This window comes from Novosphingobium aromaticivorans DSM 12444, assembly GCF_000013325.1.
In the GTDB taxonomy this organism is placed as follows: Bacteria; Pseudomonadota; Alphaproteobacteria; order Sphingomonadales; family Sphingomonadaceae; genus Novosphingobium; species Novosphingobium aromaticivorans.
The window spans coordinates 3,046,399-3,073,286 of record NC_007794.1 but is presented as its reverse complement, the minus strand read 5'-3'; the positions used below and the strand labels follow the sequence as shown (position 1 = coordinate 3,073,286).

Sequence of the window (26,888 nt, the reverse complement as noted above, 5' to 3'; positions counted from 1 at the left end):
TCACCCCAGCCGTGCCAGCGCCGCTGCGAGCCGTTCGGCCTCGGCGGCGTGCATGGCGTGGTCGGCGCGGGCCTTCTCTACCGCCTCGGGCTTGGCCTTCTCGACGAACGAGGGGTTGGAGAGCCGCCCTTCGAGCGACTTCGCTTCCTTCTGCGAGACGGCCAGCGCCTTTTCCAGCCGCGCCTTCTCCGCCGCGATGTCGATCACGCCTTCCAGCGGCACGACGATATTGGCGTCGCCAGCGCCCACCTGCATCGCGGCGCCTGCGGGGGCCGCCTCGAAACGGATGCCGTTCAGGCGTGCAAGGCGCTCGATCGCCGCCGGATTGGCCTTGATGATCCCGCGCGTCTGCGCCGACGGTTCGGGCAGGTAGGCGTCGAGCTTGGCGCCCGGTGCGATGCCCAGTTCGTTCTTGGCGGTGCGCAGGTTCGAGACCAGCGCAATCAGCCATTCGACCTCGCGCTTGGCCGCCGCATCGACCGCCGCTTCCGGCTTGGGCCACGCGGCGACGATCAGTTCGCCGTCGCGCTCACCAAGCGCATGCCACAATTCCTCGGTCACGAAGGGCATGAACGGGTGGAGCATGACGAGGATCTGGTCGAGCACCCAGCCGGCCACGGCCTTGGTTTCGGTGTCGAAGCTGCCTTTGATCAGTTCGATGTACCAGTCGCAGAACTGGTCCCAGACGAAGTGGTAGATCGCGTTGGCCGCCGCATCGAAGCGCAGGTCGGCCATTGCCTGGTCAAGCGCGGCGACGGTTTCCACCACTTCGCCGATGATCCATTTGTTGACGGCCGAGGTTGCTGCCGGAGCCGCGACCGAAGTGCTGCCGGTGATGCCATTGCTCTGGCAGAAGCGCGCGGCGTTCCACAGCTTCGTGGCGAAGTTGCGGTAACCCTCGACGCGCTTCTCGTCCATCTTCACGTCGCGGCCCTGGCTCTCCATCGCGCACATGAAGAAGCGCAGCGCATCGGCGCCGTACTTGTCGATCAGGCCCAGCGGATCGACCACGTTGCCCTTCGACTTCGACATCTTCGCGCCATCGGCCGCGCGGACGAGGCCGTGCAGGTAGAGCTTCTTCCACGGCACTTCCTTCATGAAGTGCAGGCCCTGCATCGCCATGCGCGCATCCCAGAAGAACAGGATGTCGAAGCCCGAGACGAGCAGGTCGTTGGGATAGTGCTTCTTCAGCAGCGGCGCGTCTTCATCCGGCCAGCCCAGCGTGGCGAAAGGCCACAGCGCGGAGGAGAACCAGGTGTCGAGCACGTCCTCGTCACGGGTCAGCGTCACGTCCGCGCCCGCCTTGGCCTGCGCTTCCTCTTCGGACTCGGCCACGTAGCACTGCCCGTCCGAGCCATACCACGCCGGAATCCGGTGCCCCCACCACAGCTGGCGGCTGACGCACCAGGGCTGGATGTTCTCCATCCAGTTGAAGAAGGTCTTTTCCCAGGTCTTGGGCACGATCTCGATGGCGCCCGAACGCACCGCTTCCATCGGCGCCTTGGCAAGCGTCTCGGCATCGACGTACCACTGGTCGGTCAGCCACGGCTCGATCACCACGCCGCCGCGATCGCCGAAGGGCGTCTGGATCGTGCGCGGCTCGGCATCGTGCTGAACCTCGTTGCCTTCCTTGTCCTTCGTCACGTGCGGGATCAGGAAGCCCTGTTCCTTCATCCTTTCCACGACGAGCTTGCGTGCATCGAAGCGGTCCATGCCGACGAACTCTTCCGGCACCAGGCCGTCCGCCGTCTGCACGACCTTTGCCTCGGCATCGAACATGTTGAGCATGTCGGCGGGCTTGATTCCGGCGCGCTTGCCGACTTCGAAGTCGTTGAAGTCATGTCCCGGCGTGATCTTCACCGCGCCCGATCCCAGTTCGGGATCGGCGTGCTCGTCGGCCACCACCTTGAACCGGCGTCCGGTCAGCGGTTGCAGGATTTCCTTGCCGATGATCGACTTGTACCGCTCGTCCTCGGGATGCACCGCCACGGCCATGTCGGCCAGCATCGTCTCGGGGCGCGTCGTCGCGACCTCGATGTAATCGAGGCCATCGTCGCGCTTCACGCCGTCCGCCAGCGGGTACTTGAAGTGCCAGAACCCGCCCTGAACCTCGCGCGTTTCCACCTCGAGGTCCGAGATCGCGGTCTTCAGCTTCGGGTCCCAGTTCACCAGCCGCTTGTCGCGGTAGATCAGGCCTTGGTTATACAGGTCGACGAACACCTTCACCACCGCGCGGGTGAAGTGCGGGTCCATCGTGAACTGCTCGCGGCTCCAGTCCATCGAGCAGCCGAGGCGGCGAAGCTGGCCGGTGATCGCGCCGCCGCTTTCGGCCTTCCACTCCCACACCTTCTCGACGAACTGCTCGCGGGTGTAGTTGGTGCGCTTGTCCTGGCGCGCTTCCATCTGGCGTTCGACCACCATCTGCGTGGCGATGCCGGCGTGGTCCATGCCCACCACCCACAACGCGTCCTTGCCGCGCAGGCGTTCATAGCGGATCGCCACGTCCTGCAAGGTGTTGTCCAGCGCGTGGCCGATATGGAGCGAGCCGGTGACGTTCGGCGGCGGGTTGACGATGGTATAGGGCTGCGCGTCCGGGCGCTCGGGCCGGAACAGGCCGTTCGCTTCCCAATGGGCATACCATTTCGCCTCGATGCCGGCCGGCTCGAAGGTCTTCGAAAGTTCCGCTGAAGTCTGCGCGCGCGTTTGGTCGTTCATGGGCCCGCGCCTTGCCATTTCACGCGCGCGGGCACAAGCGTCGAGGCCCCGGCGCGGCGGCCTCGGGGGAACCGCAAGGGCCGTTCCACCGTTACGGCGCGTGTCATGCACTTGTCGCCTCGCCAGATTTCCCCCATGAAGCGGGCAAGATGCGGGCATTGACCGAATTTGAGCTGACGCCTGCCGGGCAGGGGGCAGGGGCGACTCTCGCGTTCAGCGGGCCCATGACCGTGTCCTCGCTCGGCCTGACCGACCAGCGGCTGCGCCACATCACCGATCCCGTCGCGCGGATAGACCTGTCGGCGGTCACCGCGATGGACACCGTCGGCGCGTGGACGGTCTGGCGCCTGTCGCGCGACACCGGGGCCGAGATCGTCGCGTGCAGCGAAGAGGCGCAGAAGCTGGTCGACGCGATCAGCAAGGCCGATTCCAACGCCCACTCGATCGAACCGCCGCGCCTCCCGCTATTTCAGCGCGTGCCCGAAAAGGTCGGCGATGCGATGATCGGCCTGGGCCTTGGCGCGGTGCAGGTGCTGGGCTTCCTGGGCCAGGTGATCCTCGCCATCGGCACGCTGGTCCGCCATCCCTCGCGCTTCCGGATGAAGGCGCTGGTCCACCAGATGGAGCTGGTCGGCGTCAACGCACTGGCGATCATCGGACTGATGAGCTTCCTCGTCGGCATCGTCATCGCCCAGCAGGGCGCGGTGCAGCTTCGCCAGTTCGGGGCCGAAATCTACACCGTCAATCTCGTCGGTCGCCTGACATTGCGCGAACTCGGCGTGCTGATGACCGCGATCATGGTCGCGGGCCGCTCGGGCTCGGCCTTTGCCGCGCAGCTCGGCACGATGAAGCTGACCGAAGAAGTCGATGCCATGCGCACGATCGGCGTTTCGCCGATGGAAGCGCTGGTCGTGCCGCGCATTCTCGCCACGATGGTGATGATGCCGTTGCTCGGGTTCTACTCGGCCTTCATCGGCATCATCGGCGGCGCGTTCCTGTCCAGCCTTACCCTAGGCATTCCCTTCTTCACCTTCCTTGCGCGGATCCAGGAAGTCGTACCTCTGCACGACGTGTGGGTCGGCATCACCAAGGCTCCGGTCTTCGGCCTGATCGTGGCTGTCGCGGGGTGCTATCAGGGCATGCAGGTCAAGACCAATGCCGAGGAAGTCGGCACGCGCACCACGGCGGCGGTCGTCATGGCGATCTTCATGGTGATCGTGCTCGACGCCTTCTTCGCCGTGTTCTTCACCGAGATCGGCTGGGGCTGATGGCGCAGGCACCCGTCGCTCCCACGCACTCGCCCGAAGAGCTGCCCGAACTGCCCGAGGCGTTCGACGGCAAGTTCCCGATCCGCGTGCGCGGCGTGCGCAACGCCTTTGGCGACCACGTCATCCACGAAAACCTGGATCTCGACGTCCGTCGCGGCGAGATCCTCGGCGTGGTCGGCGGTTCGGGCACCGGCAAGTCGGTGCTGATGCGCACGATCATCGGCCTGCAGATTCCCGACGCGGGCGAAGTCGAAGTGCTCGGCAGCTCGATCACCGACGCGCGCGACGACGAGGATATCGACATCCGCAGCCGCTGGGGCGTCCTCTTCCAGGGCGGCGCGCTGTTCTCGACGCTGACCGTGGCCGAAAACGTCGAAGTCCCCTTGCGCGAATTCTACCCCGAGATCAGCGACGAGCTGCGCCACGAGATCGCGCGCTACAAGGTCCTGCTCTCGGGCCTGCCCGCAGAGGCGACGAGCAAGTACCCTGCCGAGCTTTCGGGCGGCATGCGCAAGCGCGCCGGCCTTGCCCGCGCCCTCGCGCTCGACCCGGAACTGCTCTTTCTCGACGAGCCGACAGCCGGTCTCGATCCCATCGGCGCGGCGGCCTTCGACCAGCTCATTCTCAAGCTCCAGCAGACGCTAGATCTCACCGTGTTCCTGATCACGCACGATCTCGATACGCTTTACGAGATCTGCGACCGGGTGGCGGTGATCGCGGACAAGCGCGTGATCGCGGTGGGTACCATTCCCGAACTGCTGGCGCTCGACCATCCGTGGATACAGGAATACTTCAACGGCCCCCGCGGTCGGGCGGCGCAGGATGCGCAGGCCCGCCACGAGGCGGCGCAGGCTGCCGCCGGGCAGGACCCTGAAGACGATCCGGCACAGCAAGGGGCATAAGGACAGGCCGATGGAAACGCGCGCAAACCACATCTGGGTCGGTCTCGTCACCCTGCTGCTTCTGGCTGGCACGGCCCTGCTGACCGTGTGGATCGCCCGCATCAACCAGGGCGATCTCCATGAATACGACATCTTCTTCAAGCAGTCGGTCGATGGCCTGGCCAAGGGTTCCGAGGTCTCGTTCTCGGGCGTGCCCTCCGGTCAGGTGAAGGATATCGAACTGTGGGAGCGCGACCCCGAATTCGTGCGCGTGCGCATCGCGGTCGACAAGAAGGTGCCGATCCTCCAGGGCACCACGGCCAGCCTTCAGGGCAGCTTCACCGGCGTCTCGACGATCCAGCTTTCCGGCGCGGTCAAGGGCGCGCCGCCGATCGACTGTCCCGATGAAAACCGGCGCGCCGCCTGCCCGGAAGGCGTCCCCGTTATCCCGACCAAGCGCTCCGGCCTTGGCGAGATACTCTCGAATGCGCCGCTCCTGCTGGAACGCCTTGCCACGCTGACCGAGCGTCTGACGATGGTGCTGTCCGACAAGAACCAGAAGTCGATCGAGAACATCCTTTCGAACACCGACCGCCTCACCGGCAACCTCGCCGATGCCTCGCCCGACGTGAAGCGTACGCTGGCAGAACTCCAGGCGACGCTGCGGCAGGCGAACTACACGCTGGCGAGCTTCGAGAAGCTGACCAATTCGGCCGATTCCATGCTCAACGACGAAGGCAACGGCCTTGCCCAGCAACTGCGCAAGACGCTCAAGTCGGCGCAGGGCGCCGCCGACGAGCTTCAGGGCACGCTTTCCGAAGCGCGTCCCGCCGCGCGCCAGCTCAACGAACGCACGCTGCCCGCCGCCGAAGCCGCGATCCGCGATCTCCAGGCGACCACGCGGTCCCTGCGCGAAGTGACCGACCGCCTCAACGACCAGGGCGTCGGCGGCTTCGTCGGCGGTCCCAAGCTGCCCGACTACAAGAACTGAGGAGGCGACAAGAGATGATCCGCAAAGCCCTTATCGCCGCCACTTTCGCCGCCGCACTGTCTGGCTGCGTCAGCCTCGGCCCCAAGGTGCCCGACACGCTGCTCTCGCTCACCGCGACCAGGACGGCGGCGGCGGGTACCGGCACCAGCGGCACTTACGGCACCGCGCTTGTCGTACTCGAGCCGACCGCGGAACAGCGCCTTGCCGTCACCCGCGTGCCGGTGCAGATCGACGATGCCAACGTTGCCTACCTGAAGAAGACGATGTGGGTCGAACGCCCCTCGCGCCTGTTCCAGCGCCTGCTTGCCGAAACCATCCGTGCGCGGGGCAACCGGCTCGTGATCGAGAACGATCCCGGCGCCAGCGGCACCCAGCTTTCGGGCCGCCTGCTCGACATGGGCTACGATGCGCGCACGCGCATGGCCGTGGTCCGCTACGACGCCATTCGCGAAACCGCCGGCCGCGTTGAAACCCGCCGCTTCGAAAGCACGGTCCCGGTCACCGATGCCGAGGCGAAATACGTCGGTCCCGCGCTCAACGAAGCGGCCAATGCGGTCGCCAGCCAGGTCGCCGACTGGGTGGCCTGACGGGGCGGGTCTCTATCTTGCCAGCGCCGCAAACCGCGCTGCCGCAGCAAAGGCTGCGGCGCGCTTTTCGCGGCGCTCCATCGCTTCGGCGTCCTTGCCCCAAAGCTCGGCCTGCCAGTCTTCCTCGAGATTGGCCGCATCCCACAGCGCGTCGATGTCGGCATCAGGGCGCAGGGTGGCAAGGCCCAGCACAAGCGATGCGGCGAGGCTTGCCGTATTGCGCAGCGCCGCAAGCTGGAACGCGCCCAGCCCTTCCAGTTCGACCTTGAGCCGGGCCAGAGTCTCGGGCGGCTGCGGCTTGTGCATGATGCCCGATACGCGCACGAAGCGCACGCCCAGCCGCGTTTCCGCGTCAGCCAGAAGCGGCTCCCACATCAGCCGCTGGCGGGCGGCGAAGGCCTCGTCGGGCTCCGCGCGGTAACACAGGGTGTCGGTTTCGGCATAAGGCAGCAATTCGCCGATGACGCTGGCCGGGTCTTGCGCGACCACGTCGATCGCATAGTCGGCCATGTCGCGGAAAAGGAACGCCTGCGGGTCGATCTCCTCGCCCTGTCCGGCCCACTCCGCCGCCATCGCTTCGGCCAGCGCATGGGTGGGCACGACCTGCGTCCGCTTGCCGACGGTGCGGATCGCCCGCCCGTCGAGTTTCACCGCGAAGCCGCCTTCCGCTGCCTCGACCGTCACCTGCTTGTAGAAACGCTTCATCTCAATCCGGAGTCCGCCACCGCCGGGCCAGTGCGCGCGGCAGGAAAAAGAAGTCCAACAGGCCCGCCGCCGCCATGACGATGCCGGCCACCGGAGGCAAGCCTTCCAGCAAGGCCGGAGCCCTGCCTGTCTGCACCAGCACGCCCAGCAGCACCAGCACCGCGCCCGAAGCGCGCACCGCCTGCAGCAGGAAGAATCGCCGCATTGCCTGATCCTGGGCCTGATCCTGGGCCTGATCCCGGGCCGAATCCTGAGCCGGATCGCTCATTTGATGGCTCCCAGCAGCGCGCGCAGTTCGGCAATGCTCGTCGCCACCGCTTCGGCGCCCGCCTCGAACAGTTCTTCGGTCTCGTGGTAGCCCCAGTCGACCCCGATGCCGCGCACCCCTGCGTTGCGGGCCATGACGATGTCGTAGACGGTGTCGCCGATCATCGCCGTGCGATGCCGGTCCGCGCCCGCGTCCGCGATGCATTGTTCGATCATCGAAGGGTCGGGTTTCGAAGGATGCCGGTCGGCCGTCTGCAACGACACGAAGTGGCGGGTCAGGCCATGCGTCGCAAGACAATGCGCCAGTCCCCGGTCCGACTTGCCCGTCGCCACGGCAAGCTGCCAGCCCTCGGCCGCCAGTTGCTCTACCAGTCCAGCGATGCCTTCATAGAGCGGCTCGGCCACGGCGCCCGCCGCCCTGCGCGCGCGGAAGGCATCCTTGTACAGCTCGGTCAGGCTGGCATGGTCCTCATGCGCGCCTGCGGGGTGAAGCTGGCGCATTGCCTCGTGCAGCGAAAGCCCGACCACCCGTCGCGTCGCGTGGCGTTCGGGCGGGACAAGCCCGGCTGCGGCAAACGCCGCGTCCATCGCCGCGCAGATGTCGGCCTGGCTGTCGACCAGCGTGCCGTCGCAATCGAAAATCGCCAGTCTCATCGCAGGGTCCTCACGGCACCAGCCTCCGCATCAGTTCGGCAATCGCCGGCGAACCTTCGGCCTCGAGCCCCGCCGCGACGCGGGCGCGCTCGTCCGCGCCCTTGTTCTGCGAAAGCTTGAAGGTGGGGCGCCAGGCCATGATTTCCAGTTCGAAGCCGACGATGGCGCCCATCAGCTTGCGCAGCGTGTCGGGCGGGGTCTTGTCCATTGTCCAGGGCTCGCCCTCGACGATCCGCGCCTCGTTCGTTGCCGAAAGGGTTTCCAGCAGCGCCTCCAGCCCGTCCTGGTCCATGCGCCGCACGCGGCCTTCGAGTTCGAGCGCGACGTAGTTCCACGTCGGCACCTGCGCCGCGTCGGCGTACCAGCGCGGGCTGACATAGCCGTCCGGCCCGTTGATCACGACCAGCGCGGTCGCGCCATCGATATGGCGCACCAGCGCGTTGCCCCGGGCAAGGTGGAATTGCACCGCGCCGTCGCCGGTGTAGTGCAGCGGCACATGCGCCACCCGGGGGCCGTCTGCGGTCGCCGCGAAGACCATGCCGAACCCGATCTCGGCAATCAGCGCTTCCAGCAGCGCCCGGTCTTCATGGCGAAACGCGGGATTGGGATGCATCAGCCCCCCTTGGCCTTGGGCGGACCAGCGGGCTTGCGCGGCGCGGCGGCGCGCGCGGGCTTGCCCCCGGCCGTCGTCCTGGCTGCCGGCTTCTTCGCCCCCGGCTTCGCGCCGGACTTCGCAGCAGCAGGCTTTCCGGCAGCAGGCTTGGCCCCGGCCTTGGGAGAGGCCCGCTTGCCCGTCGGCTTGCGCGAGGTGCCGCCGTCGACGCGCTTGCGACGCTCGCCCCGGCGTTCCTTGCGGTACTCCTTGGCATGCGCCTTGGCCGCGCGCTTCTGCTCGGTCTTCTCGTCGACCAGCTTGACCGGCTCGAGCGGCAGGTCGCCTTCTTCCTCGTGGAAGCCGAGGCTCGCCATGCTCGCCGCGAAGTGCGCGGGCAGCGGCGCGGTCACGTCGATCATGTCGCCTTCGGGATGCTCGATCCTGAGGCGCCGGGCGTGGAGGTGCATCTTGCGGCTGATCGATCCGGTCAGGAACGCCGCCTGCCCGCCATACTTGCCGTCGCCCACGATCGGGTGCCCGATGGCAGCCATGTGCACGCGAAGCTGGTGGGTGCGCCCGGTCAGCGGCTGTAGCTCGACCCACGCGGCGGCATTGCCCGCGCGGCTGATTACCCGGTAGCGGCTGCGGGCAGACTGGCCCTGGCCGCTTTCGTCGACCATCATCTTCTCGCCGCCGGTGCCCGGCTGCTTGGCCAGCGGCAGTTCGATCAGGCCGTCCTTGACGTCGGGCACGCCGACGACCAGCGCCCAGTAGATCTTGCGCGCCGACCGGCAGGAGAAGCGCTTGGAAAAGAATGCCGCGCTGCCCGGCGTGCGCGCGATGAGCAGGACGCCAGAGGTGTCCTTGTCGAGCCGGTGCACCAGCCGTGGGCGCGCTTCGCCCTCGTTGACATAGGCGTCGAGCAGGCCGTCGACGTGCTCGTGCGTGCCACTGCCGCCTTGCGTCGCAAGGCCCGGCGGCTTGTTGAGCACGATGGCGGCGCGGTCCTTTTCCAGCACCATCGATTCGGCGAGCTGGATCTGTTCCTCGGTCAGCGGCTTGCGCGCGCGCTCGCCCTTGCCGGGGGTGCCGACGGGGGTCGCGTTGCCTGGCGGTACGCGCAGGATCTGGCCGGCCTCGAGCCGGGTGTCGACATCGGCCCGCTTGCCGTCGATCCGGATCTGCCCGGTCCGCGCCCAGCGCGATACCGTGGCAAAGCCGACCTGCGGCAGGTGGCGCTTGAACCAGCGGTCGAGGCGGGCCCCCGCATCGTCCTTGCCGATGGTGAACTGGCGGACCTGATCGTCCGGCATCTTGGCCCGGCTCATGCCACACCTCGCATGATCGAAAGGCCCAGGAACAGTCCGGTCACGCCCGCGACGACCGATCCGGCCGCATAGAGCGCCGCAAGGCCGATCGTCCCGCGCTGGACCAGCAGCGCCGTTTCCAGGCTGAACGCGGAGAAGGTGGTGAAGCCGCCGAGCACGCCGACGCCCAGCATCAGCCGCAGGGATTCGCCTCCACCGCTGCGGGCCAGCCATCCGGCAAGCACGCCCATCAGCAGGCTGCCGACGACGTTGATCGCGAAAGTGCCCCATGGAAACACGGCATTGGGTCCGGCGATCGCGGTGGCGAGGCGTCCGGCATGAAAGCGCAGCACCGCGCCGATGCCGCCGCCGATGGCGACGAAGGCGGTTGCCGTCAGGGAATTGGGAGAGTTCATGGGCAGGCCCTTAGACGGTTGCCCCATGAAATGCACGAGTTTGCTTGCCTTTGCCGCCCGATTTGGCTAGTGGCGCACCCGTTCGGGCCGGTCCTGCACGGATTCGGCACGTTTAGTATTTCCAGAATCAGGGTGACTCCCGCGCTTTCTGCGGGCTCTCGCCGACAGATTGAGGTGTAGCGGTTTATGCAGATTCTCGTTCGCGATAACAACGTCGACCAGGCTCTTCGTGCTCTCAAGAAGAAGCTGCAGCGTGAAGGCGTGTATCGTGAAATGAAGCTGCGTCGTCACTTCGAGAAGCCCTCGGAAAAGCGCGCTCGCGAAAAGGCTGCCGCCGTGCGCCGCGCCCGCAAGCTCGAGCGCAAGCGCCAGGAGCGTGACGGCGCGAAGTAAGCCCGGGCGGAGCGGCAACGCTCCATCTGGCTACTTGCCGACAGCGCCCGCTTGGGCCAAGAGGGCGCCGAACTCCGGCGCCCTTTTTCGTGCGTCGGTGTCCTAGTTGAGTACGTTCAGGCCATTCGAATCATCCGGTGCGATTCGCCCGAATCGCGCTTCAGGGGGAAAGCATGTCGGAAATCACCCGCGTTCCGCTCCAGCCCATCGCCAAGGGCTCCATCGGCAAGATCTGGCTCGGCGTGATCGTCGCCGTGCTCATCGGCTCGGGCGTTGCCTATGGCACCCGCTACAAGGGCGTCGTGGTTGAAACGGTGAAGGCCGGCGCTGGCGCCTCGCCGACGAAGAGCGACGTCGCGCTCATCAACTATGTCGGCCGCCTCGCCAACGGCAAGGAATTCGACCGCGGAGAGCGTGCGGTCCTGCCGCTCGAAACCGTGATCCCGGGTTTCACCGAAGGCCTCGCCAAGATGCAGAAGGGCGGCAAGTACGTCCTCGAGATCCCGGCCGAAAAGGCCTACGGCGCCGAGGAAAAGCGCAACCCGCAGACCGGAGAGGTGGTCATCCCCGCCAACTCCGACCTCGTGTTCGAGATCGAACTGATCGACTTCAAGAGCGCCGCCGAGCTTGAGCAGCAGCGCATGATGCTCGAACAGATGCAGAAGATGCAGGGCGGCGCCGGCGCGGCTCCCGGCGGGGCGCCCATGCCGATGCCGCAGGGCGCTCCGCAACCCTGACAGGCGCCGGGCGCCCTTCGGGGCGGCCTCGGCTTGAAGCACGCCGCGCGCTCTGGTAGCGCGCGGCGTTCCTTTTTCCCGCTTTCGCTTCTCCTGGGAGAGTATTCGCCCATGTCCGTAGATACCGCCACCGTGGCGAAGATCGCCTCGCTGGCCCGCATCAAGGTTTCCGAGGCCGAGCTTGGCGCGATGGTCCCCGAACTCAACGGCATCCTCGCCTGGGTCGAGCAGCTCGGCGAAGTCGACGTGACCGGGATCGAGCCGATGACCGCCGTCATCCCCAACAAGCAGCGCCTGCGCGACGACGTGGTCAACGCCGACCCGCTGACCGGCGGCGACATGCGCGATGCCGTCCTGGCCAACGCGCCCGCCCCCGAACACGGCTTCTTCGGCGTGCCCAAGGTGATCGAATAATGACCAATCTTACTGATCTCGGCATTGCCGCCATCCGCGATGGCGTGGCGCGGGGCGATTTCACCGCGACCGAAGTCGCCACCGCGTTCAACGCGGCGGTCGAGGCGGCGCAGCCCGCGCTCAACGCCTTTATCGTCACCACACCGGAAGAGGCGTTGGAAGCCGCCGGGAAGGTCGATGCCGACCGCACCGCCGGAAGGCCGCTGGGCAAGATGGCGGGCGTGCCGATCGGCATGAAGGACCTCTTCGCGACGCGCGGCACCCAGACCACCGCCGCCTCGAAGATCCTCGAAGGCTTCATGCCCGAGTACGAATCGACCGTTTCGCAGAAGCTGTGGGATGCCGGCGCGGGCATGCTCGGCAAGCTCAACCTCGACCAGTTCGCGATGGGCTCCTCGAACGAGACCAGCGCTTTCGGCAACGTGATCTCGCCGTGGCGCCGTCCGGGCGACACCGCGCCGCTCGCGCCCGGCGGATCTTCGGGCGGGTCGTCCTCGGCGGTCGCCGCACGCATCGCGCCTGCCGCCACCGGCACCGACACCGGCGGTTCGATCCGCCAGCCCGCCGCGTTCACCGGCATCTCTGGCATCAAGCCGACTTACGGGCGTTGCTCGCGCTGGGGCATCGTCGCCTTCGCGTCCAGCCTCGACCAGGCCGGCCCGATGGCCCGCGACGTCGCCGATTGCGCGATCATGCTCGAAGCCATGGCCGGTTTCGATCCCAAGGATTCCACCAGCCTCGACATGCCCGTCCCGGAATGGACCGCGAACCTCGATCCCGACATGCGCGGCAAGAAGGTCGGCATCCCTCGCGAATACCGGCTCGACGGCATGGACCCCGACGTTGCCAGGTCGTGGGAAGACGGCATCGCATGGCTCAAGGATGCGGGCGCCGAGATCGTCGAGATCAGCCTGCCCCACACGAAGTACGCGCTGCCCACCTACTACATCATCGCCCCGGCAGAGGCGTCCTCGAACCTCGCCCGCTACGATGGCGTGCGTTACGGCCTGCGCGACCTTCCGGAAGGCGCGGGCCTCCAGGACATGTACGCCGCCACCCGCGCCGCCGGGTTCGGCCCCGAGGTGAAGCGCCGCATCCTGATCGGCACCTACGTGCTCTCGGCCGGTTTCTACGACGCCTACTACACCCAGGCGCAGAAGGTCCGCACGCTGATCAGCCACGACTTCACCAATGCCTTCCGCGAAGTCGACGTGATCCTCGCGCCGACCGCGCCGTCCTCGGCCTTCGCGCTGGGCGAGAAGAGCGCCGATCCGCTGGAGATGTACCTGAACGACGTGTTCTCGGTCCCGGCCAGCCTGGCCGGCCTCCCGGCGATGTCGGTCCCGGCTGGGCTCGACCGCAACGGCCTCCCCCTCGGCCTCCAGGTCATCGGCCGCGCCTTCGACGAACAGGGCGTCCTCAACGCGGGCCTCGCCCTCGAACAGCGCGCCCGGTTCTCCGCCCGTCCGGCAAAGTGGTGGTAAGATGAGCGAATATCGTATCCAGGGCGCAACCGGCGAATGGGAGGTCGTGATCGGCCTCGAAGTCCATGCGCAGGTCACTTCCAACGCCAAGCTGTTCTCGGGCGCGGCCACCGCGTTCGGCGCCGAGCCGAACACGCAGGTCAGCCTTGTCGACGCGGCGATGCCGGGGATGCTTCCGGTGCCCAACCGCGAATGCATCCGCCAGGCGGTGCGCACCGGCATGGCGATCAACGCGCAGATCAACAAGTGGTCGCGCTTCGATCGCAAGAACTACTTCTACGCCGATCTTCCGCAGGGCTACCAGATCAGCCAGCTCTACCACCCCATCGTGGGCGAGGGCAGCATCGAGGTCCAGCTCGACGACAAGAACCCGGAAAGCCTCAAGACCATCGGGATCGAGCGCATCCACGTCGAGCAGGACGCCGGCAAGCTGATGCACGACCAGCACCCGACGATGTCCTACGTCGACCTCAACCGCTCGGGCGTGGCGCTTATGGAAATCGTCAGCCGTCCGGACATGCGCTCGCCGGCAGAGGCGGGGGCCTACCTGTCGAAGCTGCGCACGATCCTGCGCTATGTCGGCAGTTGCGACGGCAACATGGACCAGGGCTCGATGCGCGCCGACGTCAACGTTTCGGTCCGCCGCCCGGGGGAGCCTTTCGGCACCCGCACCGAGACCAAGAACGTCAACTCGGTCCGCTTCGTGATGGCCGTTGTCGAACAGGAGGCCAAGCGCCAGGTTGCCTTGATCGAGGACGGCGGCACGGTGGTGCAGGAAACGCGGCTCTACGATCCCGACCGCAACGAGACCCGCTCGATGCGCTCGAAGGAAGATGCGCACGATTATCGCTACTTCCCCGATCCCGACCTCCTGCCGCTCGAACTCGACGACGCCTTCCTCGAGGAATGCCGCGCAAGCTTGCCCGAGTTGCCCGATGCCAAGCGCCATCGCTACGAGACCGCGCTCGGTCTTTCGGCCTACAACGCGGGCGTGCTGACGGCTGACGTCGAGACCGCGCGCTGGTTCGAGGCGCTGCTCGCCGAGACCGCCGCGAAGGCGAAGAAGCCGGAAGCCGAGGTTGCCAAGCAGGCGGCCAACTGGCTGATCTCCGAACTCTTCGGTGCGCTCAACAAGCTTGGCGCGAGCCTTGAAACCTCGCCGGTCACCCCGGCGGCGGGCGCGGAACTCCTCGCCCTGATCGCCGACGGCACGATTTCGGGTTCCATCGCCAAGCAGGTGCTGGAAAAGATGCTCGAGACCGGCGACGGCGCCGCCGCCATCGTCGAGCGCGAAGGCCTCAAGCAGACCTCCGACACCGGCGCGATCGAAGCCGCCATCGACGGCATCCTCGCCGCCAACGCCGACAAGGTCGGGCAGTACAAGGCAGGCAAGGAAGCCCTGTTCGGCTTCTTCGTTGGCCAGACGATGAAGGCCATGCAGGGCAAGGCCAACCCCGGCGTGGTCAACGAACTGCTGCGCAAGAAGCTGGGGTAATTGCCGAGGCGCGGGTAGCCTGCAATTGTAAAGGGGCGACTGTTTGATATAATAGTCGCCCAATATAGAGGGGGCTCTAGTGCGTAAAATACTGGCTGCAGCGCTGTTGGCGTCGGCGTTTCCTGGATATTCGGTTGCCTTCGCAAAGGCCCAGAGTGGCGCTGTTGAATCCCCGAATACCCTCACGCACGGCATGGTGCAGATGACCGTTCGGGTTGGCGTGACGACCCAAGCGGAAATTCTTGAGACGTTCGGTGGCCCGAACATCACTTCCATTGATGGCACCGGTCAGGAAATGTGGGTCTACGATCGCCAAGCCACCGTCTCCACCGACAGTTCTTCGGGATTTTCCATCGGGATGCTGCTTGGCGCTGGTGGAGGGTCGGTTGGCGGCGGAGCCGGTCTTGGCTTTGGCAAGAAGAAGTCAAAATCCGAGCAAACATCACGCTCGATGACCCTGATCATTAAGTTCGACAAGAACAGGGTTGTTTCTGACTTCCGGAGCCGTAGTAGCTCTTTCTAAACTTGGGGGGTGCCTGTGAGGTTTATTCGCGCGGCTGTGTTTGCCGTTTCTCTTTCGTCGCTCGCGGTGGCAGCACCGGCAATCGCAAAGAAAGAGACTCTCTCGGCTCTGCAGGTCCAGGAGATGCAGAGCCATGAAGTCGAAGCAACCAAGGAAATTACGTTTTCCTCGGTAATGTCCGTATTGCAAGATTCAGGATACCGAATCAACTCGGCTGATAAGGACACAGGCCTGATCACAGCGACTGCTTCGACTGCATCGAAGACCACGTGGTTGCCTTTTGTCGGCTTTGGCCGCTCGAAGAAGACGCCTGTCGTATCAGCTTATATTGAGCAGTACGGTCCGGCCATGACCAAGATTCGTTTGAATTTTGTAATGGTGAAGGCATCTGCGAACACTTACGGTTCCAATGAGGACGAGGAGCCCATTCTCGATCCGTCGGTCTATCGCGACACCTTTGAAAAGATCGATCAGGCGGTTTTCATCAGATCGGCTGCGCAAACGCCTGCGCCGGCGTCCGCATCGACCACTGCCACTGCGACGAACTGAAGATCATATTCTGCCAATTTGGTACAAGATACGCTCGACTGCACCAAGTTGTTAAGTTGATTTAGCCCCTTCTTCACCTTGGAAGGAGGGGCTAATGGACCATTTAATCCCCCCGCGATTTCTCATCCTGTTTGGGGCGGTAACTTTGGCCTCATCCGAAGTTCACGCATCACCTGTTCGCTTCGCGGTGGATTTCCCTTTGAGTCAGAGCATCGGTCCGCTCAGAGCGGGACAGTTGTGCATGCCGAGAGGGGCGTTGCGTGGCACCGATCTGGTCCGCGATGATCGAGAGTTCGCGCTTCTTGTCAGGCAGACGTTGGATGACAGGGCTAGTCGCGGTCTCCCGTCGTTAGGTGACGGGGCAGCGCCTTTGATTGAACTTCACCTCCATTCCGCCAACGTAAAGCTTTGCGCAAAGTCGTGGGGAATGTTCGGAATGGGGGACACCAAATCGCTGAGTGGTGACGCCGATTTTACATTTACGTGGAGGCTGGCCAGCGGGGGGCGGTCTCTCAACGTCGAGAAGGTGGAGCTTAGGCCAAAATCGAAAGATCGGGTCACCGGCCCGATGATTTTGCGCTTGGCACTAGAGAACGTTCTGGAACGAGCAGCGAAGTCAGCCTTGGTTCAATAAGTCGGGCGGGTGCGGGGCATTTGCCCCGTACCCTGCCTTTCGCTCACCCCCGCGTCCCGTTCATCGGGAAGGTGCCGAACATGCCGGCAGTCACTGTGCCGGACAGCGTGTCGCCCTCGACCGTCGCCTTGCACTCCAGCGTCATCGGCATCGGCACGGTCATCTTCATCTGCCAGGTCAGGGTATTGCCGTCGACCTTGCCGTTCTCGACTTCCATCGAGCCCATCTGGCCGCTGTTGCTGCCGGTGAAGGTGTCGCCGTCGACGTTGACGGTGAACGTGCTGGTCTGGTCGCCCATCGGGGTCTTGGTCACGCAGGTGTAGGTGCCGGCAACGGACATGGATGCTCTCCCTTTGTGGTCGTTGGCGCGAGTTTATCTACAAACGTGTCAATAGCAAGGCGGTGCGCCGCTTGCCCCTTCCCGGTCGGGGAAGGGGCGCGCATGGCCTATTGCGGCGCGGCCATTTCCTCGACCGGCAGGCCGAACGTGTCGAGCTGGGGCCGGACCTTGGCGGCGTCGCCCACGACGACCCACACCATGCCCTCGCTGCCGATCTTGTCGCGGAAGGCCTTGTCGGCTTCGGCAACGGTCATCTTGCCATAGCGGTCGGCCAGCGTTTCGTACCAGTTGTCCGGGCGCTTGTAGTTGACCACCTTGGCCATGCCGTCGAGTACCGCGGCGCTCGTCTCGAACATGCCGGGCAGTTCGCGGGCGCTGCCCTTGGTCGACCAGTCCAGCTCTTCCGCGCTCACCCCCTTCGTGCTGGTGAACTGGTCGATCTCGCGCTTGATCTCGACCAGCGCATCGCCGGTGCGGTCCGCCTGGACCGGGGCGATGACCTGGAAGCGAACCCGGTCGAGCGGTTCGGAAACCCCGTTCCAGGTGCCATAGCTCCAGCCCTTGTTCTCGCGCAGGTTCATGTTGATGCGGCCGAGAAAGTTGCCGCCGAGAATGTCGTTGGCGGTGCCCAGCGCGACGAGATCGTCCGTCCCCTTCGCGTCGATCACCTTGCCCGCCATGATGAACGACTGCGGCGAGCCGGGCCGGTCGACCAGGATCACCCGCGACTTCGACGGCGCGACGGCGGCGGAGAAGTCCTTGACCGGACGGGCCATGCGGTTGGCCTTCCAGTCCCCGAACGAGGTGTCGAGCATCTTGACCACGGCATCGAGCGTGGTGTCGCCGACCACGAAGATGCGCGCGGTATCCGGGCGGAACCAGCGTGCGTGGAAGGCCAGCAGGTCCTCGCGCGTCAGCTTCTTCACCACGTCCGGATCGCCCGAGCCGCTGGGCGGGAAGGCATAGGGGTGGCTGCCGTAGATGGCCGGGACCAGCACGCGCGAGGCGAGCGCCTGCGGGTTCTTCATCTCGGCGGCGATGCCGGCGAGTTGCTGGGTGCGCACGCGCTCGATCTCGGCCGGGGCAAGCGCAGGCCGGCGCACGATGTCGGCGAGCAGGCCGAGCGACGGGGCGAGGTTGGGGCCGAGCGCGTCGAGCTGGAACGAGGTCAGGTCGCTCGTCGCCGAAAGCGAGATCGCGGCGCCCAGCCGCTCGCGCTCGCGCGCCAGGGCCGAACTGTCGAGCTTCTGCGTGCCTTCGTCCATCAGGCTCAGCAGCAGCGATTCGGTGCCCAGCGCCGACTTGGGATCGGCGGCGTAACCTGCATCGAAGCTGACGCGGACCGAAACGGTCGGCACGGCAGTGCGGCGCGCGAAATAGACCGGGATGCCGTTCTTCAGCGTCGCCCGCTCGATCACGGGGAAGTCGAGCGGGGCCAGCTCGCCCACCGCCGGCAGCTTCGAGCGGTCCGCAGGCGCCACGGACGAGACCGGCGCGCCCTTGGCCGGAAGGTCAGGGTCACGGAAGTAGGCGGGGCGGGCGCCGGTCGCGGTTTGGGTGTAGAACCCGCCGCGCGCCTCGCCGCCTTCGGTTCGCACGCCGGGTTCGACCGTCAGCGAGAAGGCTGGCCGCGTCAGCCACTTCTGCATGGCGGCGGCCACTTCGGTGGGCTTCATCGCGGCGATGCGGTCAAGCTCCTTGCGGTAGTGCTGGGGATCGCCGTTGTAGAGCAGGCCTTCGGCAAGGGTCGGCGCCTTGCCGCTGCCGCCGCCAGTGCGCTCCAGCCCGCGGATCTCGCCCGCCGTGGCCGAGGTTGCCGCGCGCAGCAGTTCGTCGGCAGTGGGGCCTTCCTTGATGAACTTCGCCATTTCCGCGTCGAGCGCTGCGGCGACCTTGGCCGGGTCCTGGCCGGGGACGACGTCGGCCCTGACCACGAACTGGCCGGCCTGCGCGAAGATCTCGGTGTCGGCCAGGACCGAGACAGCGACCTTCTGCTGGCGCACCAGCGCATCGTCGAGCCGCGAGGAGGCAAGCCCGCCGAGGACCGAGGCGGCAAGGTCGAGCGGCAGGTAGTCCGGATTGTCGAGCCCCGGCACCGCCCACATGCGATAGATGCGCGTGGTCGCGACCTGGTCCTTGATGGTCTTGGCGACGGGGGCCGGCAGGTTCGGCACCGGGGCGCTGACGGGCTTGATTGCGGGCCCCGGCTTGATCTCGCCGAACCACTTGCCGACCTTGGCCCGGGCGGTCGCCAGATCGATGTCGCCCGCCAGCACGAGGATGGCGTTGTTGGGGCCGTAGTGATCGGTGAACCAGCTCTTCACGTCGGCAAGGCTGGCCGAATCGAGGTCGGCCATCGAGCCGATGGTCGAGTGGTGATAGGGGTGGCCCGAGGGGTAGAGGTTCTCGAGCTGTTCGTATTCGACGAGGCCGAAGGGCTGGTTGTCGCCCTGGCGTTTCTCGTTCTGGACGACGCCGCGCTGGTTGTCGAGGACCTCCTGGGTGACTGCGCCGAGCAGGTGGCCCATGCGGTCCGATTCCATCATCAGCGCAAGGTCGAGCGCGCCGGTGGGGACGGTCTGGTAATAGTTGGTGCGGTCGAACCAGGTCGTGCCGTTCAGATCGGTCGCGCCGACCTGCTGGAGCGGCTGGAAGAAGTCGCCGGGCACGTTCTCGGTGCCGTTGAACATGAGGTGTTCGAACAGGTGGGCAAAGCCGGTCTTGCCCTTGGGCTCGTGCTTCGAACCCACCCCGTACCAGACCGATATCGCGACGACCGGCGCCTTGCGGTCGGTATGGACCAGTACGGTCAGTCCGTTGTCAAGCTTGAAGCTTTCGTAGGGGATCTGGACCTTGGCGACCAGTTCGCCGAGCGGCGCGGGCTTCGCTTCCTGGGCGGATGCGGGGAGGGTGACGGCAGTGGCGGCGGCAAGAGCAAGCAGGCTGGCGGAAATGGTACGCTGCATGGGGTTCCCGTTCGGATCGCGGCGACCGGTGCGAGGCCGCAAAGTTTGGCGGTAAAGTTCGGCGGTTGTTTCAGAGCACTGCTGCGATGAACAGCGGCAAAATGGTTTGCGTGGAAACTTTCTAGTGCCCATGTTCGCGCGCGTGCAAGGGGCGCGGTCCGAATGGGCAGGCACCGTTTGATCCATTTCGACGAACAACAAAGAGAGACCGATGAACGTCAAGCTGCTCGTTTCCGCCATGCTTCTCGCCTCGACCGCCGTGCCAGCGCTGGCGGAGGAACCGGTTTTCGATCCGCAGGCAGTGCGGGCCCACGTCACGTTCCTTGCCGACGATCTTCTGGAAGGCCGCGACACGGGTTCGCGCGGCTACGACATCGCCGCCAGCTACGTCGCCTCGCAGTTCGTCGCGATGGGTCTGAAACCCGCGGGGCCTGACGGTTCCTTCTACCAGAAGCTGACCGTGCGCGAGGCGCGGCTCGATGGCGCGCCGAAGCTGGCGCTGAACTATGGCGGCAAGGAGACGGTGCTGTCCGATACGGCCCAGGTGCTGGTGCGGCCGAGCCTGACCGACAAGGCGGTCGCGGTGGATGCGCCGCTGGTCTTCGCCGGCTTCGGCTTCGACCGTCCGGACCTCGGCTTCGACGACTACAAGGGGCTGGATGCCAAGGGCAAGATCGTGGTCGTGCTCTCGGGCTTTCCCAAGGGCACGCCGAGCGAGCTTGGCGCGCATCTCAATTCGGAAAAGGCGGTCATGGCGATGAAGCGGGGCGCGATCGCGGTCATTACCGTGCCGACCACCGAGGACAGCGCGCGCCGCCCGTGGGACAAGCGCGTCGCCATGTCGGACGGCCCGGCCAAGGGCTGGGTCGGCGCCGACGGCAAGGCCTTTGCCCGCGCGACCGGGATCAGAGGCACGGCGACGCTCAATCCCGATGCCGCCGCGCCGCTCTTCGCCGCCTCGGGCAAGCCGCTGGCGAGGGTCCTGGCCGAGGCGAACCGCAAGGGCGGCCGGCCCAGGGGCTTTGCGTTGAAGGCCAGGGCCAGCCTCTCGTTCGCCAATGTCTGGAAGGACGTGACCAGCGAGAACGTGGTCGCGGTCCTGCCGGGAAGCGACGACAAGCTGGCGGGCGAGTTCGTCGGCATGACCGCTCACCTCGACCACATCGGCATTCACGGCAAGGGCGAGGACACGCTGCACAACGGCGCGATGGACAACGCCTCGGGCGTGGCGACCATGCTGGAGGTGGCCAGGGCGGTTGCGCGAGACCGCCCGCGCCGCTCGGTCATGTTCGCGGCGCTCACCGGTGAGGAGGGCGGGCTGATCGGCTCGGACTACCTTGCGCGCAATCCGCTGGTGAAAGGCGAAGTGGTCGGCCTCGTCAACTTCGACATGCCGGTGCTGACCTACATGTTCTCCGATGTCGTCGCGTTCGGGGCGGAGAACTCCACGATGGGGCCGGTGGTGGCAGAGGCCGCGAAGAAGGCGGGGATCAAGCTTTCGCCCGACCCCATGCCGGAAGAGGGCCTGTTCACCCGTTCGGACCACTATCGCTTCGTCCAGCAGGGCGTGCCGGCGGTGTTCATGATGACCGGCTTCGAAGGCCCCGGCGAGAAGGCGTTCCGCGACTTCCTGAAGACCAATTACCACCAGCCGAGCGACGACTTGAAGTTGCCGTTCAACTGGGAAGCGGGCGCGCTTTTCGCCAAGGTCAACTACTACACCGTGCTGGGTCTCGCGAACGGCGACGAGCGGCCCCGGTGGTACGCCGGCAGCTTCTTCGGCAAGGAGTTCGCGTCGGGCGCGGCGAAGGCGGCCGATCCGGCGAAGTAGGGGGGGCTGATATCTTCGTCATTGCGAGCGGCTCCGCCGCGCTCGCAATGACGAATGGTTCTGGTTCAAACCCCCTTGCGCTTGGTCAAGGAACCGCTTCTGTCGAGGGGTATAGCTTTTTCGTCACCGCAGCACTTGTGTTGCGAAAAAGTCACACCATGTCTTGCGCAACAGGAGGACACTCGATCTTATGAACCTCGAGAAATTCACCGACCGCGCCAAGGGCTTCCTGCAGGCCGCGCAGACCGTTGCGATCCGCATGAACCACCAGCGGATCACGCCCGACCACATCCTCAAGGCCCTGCTGGAAGACAGCGAGGGCATGGCCAGTGGCCTGATCCAGCGCGCGGGCGGCAATGCCGCCCTGGCGCAGACCGAAGTCGACAAGGCGCTGGCGAAGATCCCGGCGGTGTCCGGTTCGGGTGCCCAGGCGACGCCGGGGCTCGACAACGATGCCGTGCGCGTGCTCGATTCCGCCGAGCAGATCGCGGCCAAGTCCAACGACAGCTTCGTCACCGTCGAGCGCATGCTCGTCGCGCTGACGCTCGCCACCACGACGTCGGCGGGGCAGGCGCTCAAGGCCGCGAACGTGACCGCGCAGGCGCTGGAAGCGGCGATCACGCAGCTTCGCGGCGGTCGCACGGCGGACAGCGCGAGCGCGGAAAACGCCTATGACGCGATGAAGAAGTACGCGCGCGACCTGACCGAGGCGGCGCGCGAGGGCAAGCTCGACCCGGTGATCGGCCGTGACGAGGAGATCCGCCGCACCGTGCAGATCCTCGCCCGGCGCACCAAGAACAACCCGGCGCTGATCGGCGAGCCGGGCGTTGGCAAGACCGCGATCGCCGAAGGCCTCGCGCTGCGCATCGCCAATGGCGACGTGCCGGATTCGCTGAAGGACCGCCGCCTCATGGCGCTCGACATGGGTTCGCTCATTGCCGGTGCGAAGTATCGCGGCGAGTTCGAGGAGCGCCTGAAGGCCGTGCTCGACGAGGTGAAGGGCGCGGAAGGCGAGATCATCCTGTTCATCGACGAGATGCACACCCTGATCGGGGCGGGCAAGAGCGAGGGCGCGATGGACGCGGGCAACCTGCTCAAGCCAGCCCTGGCGCGCGGCGAACTGCACTGCATCGGCGCGACGACGCTGGACGAGTACCAGAAGTACGTCGAGAAGGACCCCGCGCTGCAGCGGCGGTTCCAGCCGGTATTCGTGGGCGAGCCGACCGTCGAGGACACGATCAGCATCCTGCGCGGCATCAAGGACAAGTACGAGCTGCACCACGGCGTACGCATTGCCGACAATGCGATCGTGGCTGCGGCGACGCTTTCGAACCGCTACATCTCCGACCGCTTCCTGCCCGACAAGGCCATCGACCTGATGGACGAGGCGGCGAGCCGCATCCGCATGGAAGTGGAAAGCAAGCCCGAGGAAATCGAGAAGCTCGACCGGCGCATCATCCAGATGAAGATCGAGGAGATGGCGCTTGCGAAGGAGACCGACCAGGCGTCGAAGGACCGGCTGGCGACCCTGCGCGAGGAACTGGCGAACCAGGAGCAGCAATCGGCCGAGCTGACCACCCGCTGGCAGAACGAGCGCGACAAGATCGCCGCCGAGGGCAAGGTCAAGGAAGCGCTGGATGCGGCGCGCAGCGAGCTGGAGGTGGCGCAGCGCAACGGCGACCTGGCGAAGGCCGGCGAGCTTGCCTATGGCCGCATTCCCGAGCTTGAGCGGCAACTGGCCGAAGCGCAGGGCGTGAGCCAGAACGCGATGCTGCGCGAGGAAGTGACCGCCGAGGACATCGCCGCCGTCGTCAGCAAGTGGACCGGCGTGCCCGTCGACCGGATGATGGAAGGCGAGCGCGAGAAGCTGCTGCACATGGAAGAGGCGCTGGGCAAGCGCGTGATTGGTCAGAAGGATGCGGTGCTGGCCGTGTCCAAGGCCGTCCGCCGGGCCCGCGCGGGGCTTCAGGACCCGAACCGTCCGCTGGGCAGCTTCCTGTTCCTGGGCCCCACGGGCGTGGGCAAGACCGAGCTGACCAAGGCGCTGGCGGGCTTCCTGTTCGACGACGACAACGCGATGGTGCGCATCGACATGTCCGAGTTCATGGAAAAGCACTCCGTCAGCCGGCTGATCGGCGCGCCTCCGGGCTATGTCGGTTACGATGAAGGCGGCGTTCTGACCGAAGCAATCCGCAGGCGGCCCTACCAGGTCGTGCTGTTCGACGAGGTCGAGAAGGCGCACTCGGACGTGTTCAATGTGCTGTTGCAGGTGCTCGACGACGGGCGCCTGACCGATGGGCAGGGCCGCGTGGTGGACTTCACCAACACGCTGATCATCCTGACCAGCAACCTCGGCAGCCAGTACCTCGCCAATCTGGAGGAGGGGCAGGACGTGCAGAGCGTCGAGCCGCAAGTCATGGACGTCGTGCGCGCTCATTTCCGGCCCGAGTTCCTCAACCGTCTGGACGAGATCATCCTGTTCCACCGGCTGGGCCACGAACACATGGCGCCGATCGTCGACATCCAGGTGGGCCGCGTGGCGAACCTGCTCAAGGATCGCAAGATCGTGCTCGACCTCACCGACGCGGCCAAGCGCTGGCTGGGACGGGTCGGCTACGACCCGGTCTATGGCGCTCGTCCGTTGAAGCGGGCCGTGCAGCGGTACTTGCAGGACCCGCTGGCCGAAAAGCTGCTGGGCGGCGAAGTGCCCGATGGCAGCACGGTGCGGATCGACGAGGGCGATGGGGCCCTGAGCTTCGTGATCGCATGAACGGGAAGGGGGCTGCTGCGGCGGCCCCTTTTTCGTTGGGCCGGGGCCCATGGATCGGCGGCACGGAAGCCCATCCGCTGGCGAGTGCGGACCCTTGCGCCTGTGGCAGGACAGATCGCGCGACCGGCGCGGCGCCGTGCATGGCGCGCGCGGGGAGGGCGCGTACCGGTTGGGCGAGTGGCCGGAAGGGCGGTACGCCCCCGTTCCGGCGCAGCCTTGTGGATCGGGCGAGGGACGGCAACGGACGGCGGCTCGCATGCGGCCCGTTCCCTGGCGGCTTGCGGGGAGAGGACGGCGGATCACGTGACCGGGGATCATGCGATAGGGCCGTCCCGGGCCCGCAAGGATGGCTGGGCTGCTGCAAGGGCGGCCCGGTGTCCTTCGTCCGCGGCACTGGCGGTTGCTTGCCCGGGGCTGGGCGTGACGCCCTGCATCGAACCCGAGAGCGCACTGCCACGCCGGTCACGCCGGGGCCTTCGCGATGCGTCGGCCACCGAAGGAAAGAAGCGGGGTGGCCTGTTGCCCTCTCCTGACCTGTGGGTGGAGCGTTTAACCTATTTGGTTTGTTTTGTCAAGGGGGCGACATTTGGATTGGCGTGGCAGGGGGAGATTGCGCTCCGGTTCGGGGGCGGTAGTCTCTGTCCCATGCTGCGCTATCTGCTTCCGCTTGTCGCCCTGATCCCTGCAACCGCCAGTGCCGAGACGCTTTACGTGCGTGCCGGGCGGCTGGTCGACCCCGAGGCGGGCAAGGTGCTGACGGGCCAGGTGCTCACGGTCGAGGACGGGCGGGTTGTTTCGGTGCAGGGGGACGGGCCGTTGCCGCAAGGGGCGAAGGTGGTGGACTGGTCGGGGTTTACGGTCCTGCCGGGGCTGATCGATTGCCATGTGCATCTGGCCGACGTGGAGCAATCGAACAACGTGGCCGAGCCGCTGCTCCATTCGGCGATGGAGATCGGGTTCATCGGTGCGAGGAATGCGAAGAAAACGCTGCTGGCCGGTTTCACCACGGTCCACGATGTCGGGAGTTTCCGCGCCTATGCCGACGTCGAACTGCGCAATGCGATCAACCGGGGAGATGTGCCGGGCCCGCGGGTGAGCGCGGTGGGGGCCTATGTTACGATCCCCGGCGGCGGGGGCGAGGTGACCGGGTTCGCGCCCGACGTGACGGTGCCGGCCGACATGCGCGCGGGCGTCGTGAACGATGCGGCCGACGTGACCCGCAAGGTCAATGCGCTGTTCCAGAACGGCGCGGATTCGATCAAGTTGATCGCGACGGGCGCGGTGCTGGCGCAGGGGACCGAGCCGGGGCAGATCGAGCTTTCGGGCGAGATGATGAAGGCGGCGGTGGACGTTGCCCGCCAGCGCGGATCATGGGTGACCGCCCATGCCCATGGTGCGGCGGGGATCAAGCTTGCCATCCAGTCCGGCGTCAAGGCGATCGAGCATGCGAGCCTGATCGACGACGAAGGGATCGCGCTGGCCAGGGCGCGGGGCGTGTGGCTCGACATGGATATCTACAACGGCGACTTCATTGCCGAGGTGGGCAAGCGCGATGGCTGGCCCGCCGACATGCTGCGCAAGAACGACGAGACGACCGAAGCGCAGCGGGAGGGCTTTCGCAAGGCGGTGAAGGCGGGCGTCAGGTTGAGCTACGGCACGGATGCGGGGGTCTTTCCGCACGGGCTGAACGCGCGACAGTTCAGGTACATGGTGCGATACGGGATGACGCCGATGCAGGCGATCCAGTCTGCGACGACCGTGGCGGCCGATCTGCTGGGGTGGAGCCGCGACGTGGGCGCGCTGTCGCCCGGCCACTATGCCGACATGATCGCGGTGGCGGGCGATCCGCTGGCCGACGTGAGCGTGCTGGAGAACGTCGCGCACGTGATGAAGGGCGGCGAGGTGGTGCGCTAAAAGGAGGGGGCGGCCTTGCGGGACCGCCCCCCAGGGGATTGCCGGCAGGGAGAGGGGCCAGCAGGGTCGGGTTACATGAGCTTCCAGGTGAAGGGCACGATCACCGCGGTCGCCCCGCCCGGCGGCGGAGGCACGGTTCCGGCGCGGGTCGGCATGGCGAGCGCTTCCTTGTCCAGCGACGTCGAGCCCGAGGCGGAAACCAGTTCCGTCCGCTCGATGGCGCCGCCCGCGCCGATGTAGACCTTGACGCGCGCTGTCCCTTCCTCGCCGCGCATCTGGGCCGTGCGGGGGTAGGTCTGCTTCGATGCGATGATGCGGCTTACCTGCTTCTGCCAGTCTGCGGCCTGCGCGAAGGCGGTGGTGGCCGAGAGCGCCAGCGCAGTTACGCCGAGAGCAAGTCGTGCAAATGTCTTCATGGCTTTACTTCCTTAGGTGCTGCTGGGTTTTCATGA

At 66.3% G+C, this 26,888-nt stretch carries 24 protein-coding genes; 14 read left to right on the top strand and 10 right to left on the bottom strand.

Annotated features, from left to right (window positions below; translation table 11 throughout):
* A complete protein-coding gene (locus SARO_RS14435; protein ID WP_011446486.1) occupies nt 1–2,715 on the bottom strand; it encodes a valine--tRNA ligase in 2,715 nt (904 codons plus the stop codon).
* 149 nt (nt 2,716–2,864) lie between these two features.
* Between SARO_RS14435 and SARO_RS14430 the strand changes: the two genes are divergently transcribed.
* Genes SARO_RS14430 through SARO_RS14415 form a run of 4 tightly spaced genes read left to right on the top strand, consistent with a single transcriptional unit; the run spans nt 2,865 to nt 6,442 of the window.
* A complete protein-coding gene (locus SARO_RS14430; RefSeq protein ID WP_011446485.1) occupies nt 2,865–3,983 on the top strand; it encodes an ABC transporter permease in 1,119 nt (372 codons plus the stop codon).
* Nucleotides 3,983–4,885, top strand: a complete 903-nt coding sequence (locus SARO_RS14425) for an ABC transporter ATP-binding protein (protein WP_011446484.1) — start codon at nt 3,983–3,985, stop codon at nt 4,883–4,885. Before SARO_RS14430 ends, SARO_RS14425 begins: the two co-directional genes overlap by 1 nt.
* A 10-nt stretch (nt 4,886–4,895) precedes the next feature.
* Nucleotides 4,896–5,855 carry an MlaD family protein gene (locus tag SARO_RS14420; RefSeq protein ID WP_011446483.1) on the top strand — a complete coding sequence of 320 codons (960 nt, stop codon included), beginning with the start codon at nt 4,896–4,898 and terminating at the stop codon, nt 5,853–5,855.
* Between the two features lie 14 nt (nt 5,856–5,869).
* On the top strand, nt 5,870–6,442 hold the full coding sequence (locus SARO_RS14415) for an ABC-type transport auxiliary lipoprotein family protein (protein ID WP_011446482.1): 573 nt from the start codon (nt 5,870–5,872) through the stop codon (nt 6,440–6,442).
* 12 nt (nt 6,443–6,454) lie between these two features.
* Here the strand turns inward: SARO_RS14415 and SARO_RS14410 are convergent, their stop codons facing one another.
* The 6 genes from SARO_RS14410 to crcB are packed head-to-tail and all read right to left on the bottom strand — an operon-like array spanning nt 6,455 to nt 10,386.
* On the bottom strand, nt 6,455–7,147 hold the full coding sequence (locus SARO_RS14410; protein ID WP_011446481.1) for an ATP12 family chaperone protein: 693 nt from the start codon (nt 7,145–7,147) through the stop codon (nt 6,455–6,457).
* A gap of 1 nt (nt 7,148) precedes the next feature.
* Complete coding sequence (locus SARO_RS14405; RefSeq protein ID WP_011446480.1) at nt 7,149–7,415, bottom strand: hypothetical protein; 267 nt, start codon at nt 7,413–7,415, stop codon at nt 7,149–7,151.
* Nucleotides 7,412–8,068, bottom strand: coding sequence for an HAD-IA family hydrolase (locus tag SARO_RS14400; protein ID WP_011446479.1), 657 nt, complete (start codon nt 8,066–8,068; stop codon nt 7,412–7,414). Before SARO_RS14400 ends, SARO_RS14405 begins: the two co-directional genes overlap by 4 nt.
* A 10-nt stretch (nt 8,069–8,078) precedes the next feature.
* Nucleotides 8,079–8,681, bottom strand: coding sequence for an FMN-binding negative transcriptional regulator (locus SARO_RS14395; RefSeq protein ID WP_011446478.1), 603 nt, complete (start codon nt 8,679–8,681; stop codon nt 8,079–8,081).
* Entirely contained in the window at nt 8,681–9,991 is a 1,311-nt protein-coding gene (locus SARO_RS14390; RefSeq protein ID WP_011446477.1) for an RluA family pseudouridine synthase, read from the bottom strand. Before SARO_RS14390 ends, SARO_RS14395 begins: the two co-directional genes overlap by 1 nt.
* Nucleotides 9,988–10,386: a fluoride efflux transporter CrcB gene (gene crcB, locus SARO_RS14385; protein WP_011446476.1), complete on the bottom strand. Its 399-nt coding sequence runs from the start codon at nt 10,384–10,386 to the stop codon at nt 9,988–9,990. Before crcB ends, SARO_RS14390 begins: the two co-directional genes overlap by 4 nt.
* A gap of 186 nt (nt 10,387–10,572) precedes the next feature.
* Between crcB and rpsU the strand changes: the two genes are divergently transcribed.
* The 7 genes from rpsU to SARO_RS14350 all read left to right on the top strand — a co-directional run bounded on the left by rpsU (nt 10,573) and on the right by SARO_RS14350 (nt 15,981).
* Nucleotides 10,573–10,779 (top strand): 30S ribosomal protein S21, encoded by a 207-nt coding sequence (rpsU, locus tag SARO_RS14380; RefSeq protein WP_011446475.1) that lies wholly within the window; start codon nt 10,573–10,575, stop codon nt 10,777–10,779.
* Nucleotides 10,780–10,952: 173 nt separating this feature from the next.
* On the top strand, nt 10,953–11,516 hold the full coding sequence (locus SARO_RS14375) for an FKBP-type peptidyl-prolyl cis-trans isomerase (RefSeq protein WP_011446474.1): 564 nt from the start codon (nt 10,953–10,955) through the stop codon (nt 11,514–11,516).
* Between the two features lie 111 nt (nt 11,517–11,627).
* The gene (gene gatC / locus SARO_RS14370; RefSeq protein WP_011446473.1) at nt 11,628–11,930 is read left to right on the top strand and encodes an Asp-tRNA(Asn)/Glu-tRNA(Gln) amidotransferase subunit GatC; all 303 of its coding nucleotides are present in this window, start codon (nt 11,628–11,630) and stop codon (nt 11,928–11,930) included.
* Nucleotides 11,930–13,414, top strand: a complete 1,485-nt coding sequence (gene gatA, locus SARO_RS14365; RefSeq protein WP_011446472.1) for an Asp-tRNA(Asn)/Glu-tRNA(Gln) amidotransferase subunit GatA — start codon at nt 11,930–11,932, stop codon at nt 13,412–13,414. The genes gatC and gatA overlap by 1 nt, the downstream gene beginning before the upstream one ends.
* A gap of 1 nt (nt 13,415) precedes the next feature.
* A complete protein-coding gene (gatB, locus tag SARO_RS14360) occupies nt 13,416–14,909 on the top strand; it encodes an Asp-tRNA(Asn)/Glu-tRNA(Gln) amidotransferase subunit GatB (protein WP_011446471.1) in 1,494 nt (497 codons plus the stop codon).
* Nucleotides 14,910–14,988: 79 nt separating this feature from the next.
* Nucleotides 14,989–15,432, top strand: a complete 444-nt coding sequence (locus SARO_RS14355) for a hypothetical protein (protein WP_011446470.1) — start codon at nt 14,989–14,991, stop codon at nt 15,430–15,432.
* A 15-nt stretch (nt 15,433–15,447) separates the two neighbouring features.
* A complete protein-coding gene (locus SARO_RS14350) occupies nt 15,448–15,981 on the top strand; it encodes a hypothetical protein (RefSeq protein ID WP_143004920.1) in 534 nt (177 codons plus the stop codon).
* Nucleotides 15,982–16,658: 677 nt separating this feature from the next.
* Here the strand turns inward: SARO_RS14350 and SARO_RS14340 are convergent.
* Both SARO_RS14340 and SARO_RS14335 read right to left on the bottom strand, forming a co-directional pair.
* On the bottom strand, nt 16,659–16,955 hold the full coding sequence (locus SARO_RS14340) for a hypothetical protein (RefSeq protein WP_011446467.1): 297 nt from the start codon (nt 16,953–16,955) through the stop codon (nt 16,659–16,661).
* A gap of 107 nt (nt 16,956–17,062) precedes the next feature.
* Nucleotides 17,063–19,921: a M16 family metallopeptidase gene (locus SARO_RS14335; protein ID WP_011446466.1), complete on the bottom strand. Its 2,859-nt coding sequence runs from the start codon at nt 19,919–19,921 to the stop codon at nt 17,063–17,065.
* 211 nt (nt 19,922–20,132) lie between these two features.
* On the opposite strand from SARO_RS14335, the gene SARO_RS14330 reads away from it, so the two are divergent.
* The 3 genes from SARO_RS14330 to SARO_RS14320 all read left to right on the top strand — a co-directional run bounded on the left by SARO_RS14330 (nt 20,133) and on the right by SARO_RS14320 (nt 26,436).
* Complete coding sequence (locus SARO_RS14330) at nt 20,133–21,752, top strand: M28 family metallopeptidase (RefSeq protein WP_011446465.1); 1,620 nt, start codon at nt 20,133–20,135, stop codon at nt 21,750–21,752.
* A gap of 190 nt (nt 21,753–21,942) precedes the next feature.
* On the top strand, nt 21,943–24,522 hold the full coding sequence (clpB, locus tag SARO_RS14325; RefSeq protein WP_011446464.1) for an ATP-dependent chaperone ClpB: 2,580 nt from the start codon (nt 21,943–21,945) through the stop codon (nt 24,520–24,522).
* A gap of 645 nt (nt 24,523–25,167) precedes the next feature.
* Nucleotides 25,168–26,436, top strand: a complete 1,269-nt coding sequence (locus SARO_RS14320) for a metal-dependent hydrolase family protein (protein ID WP_011446463.1) — start codon at nt 25,168–25,170, stop codon at nt 26,434–26,436.
* 71 nt (nt 26,437–26,507) lie between these two features.
* On the opposite strand, the gene SARO_RS14315 is transcribed toward SARO_RS14320, so the two are convergent.
* A complete protein-coding gene (locus SARO_RS14315; RefSeq protein WP_011446462.1) occupies nt 26,508–26,852 on the bottom strand; it encodes an energy transducer TonB in 345 nt (114 codons plus the stop codon).
* Nucleotides 26,853–26,888: the final 36 nt, after the last annotated feature.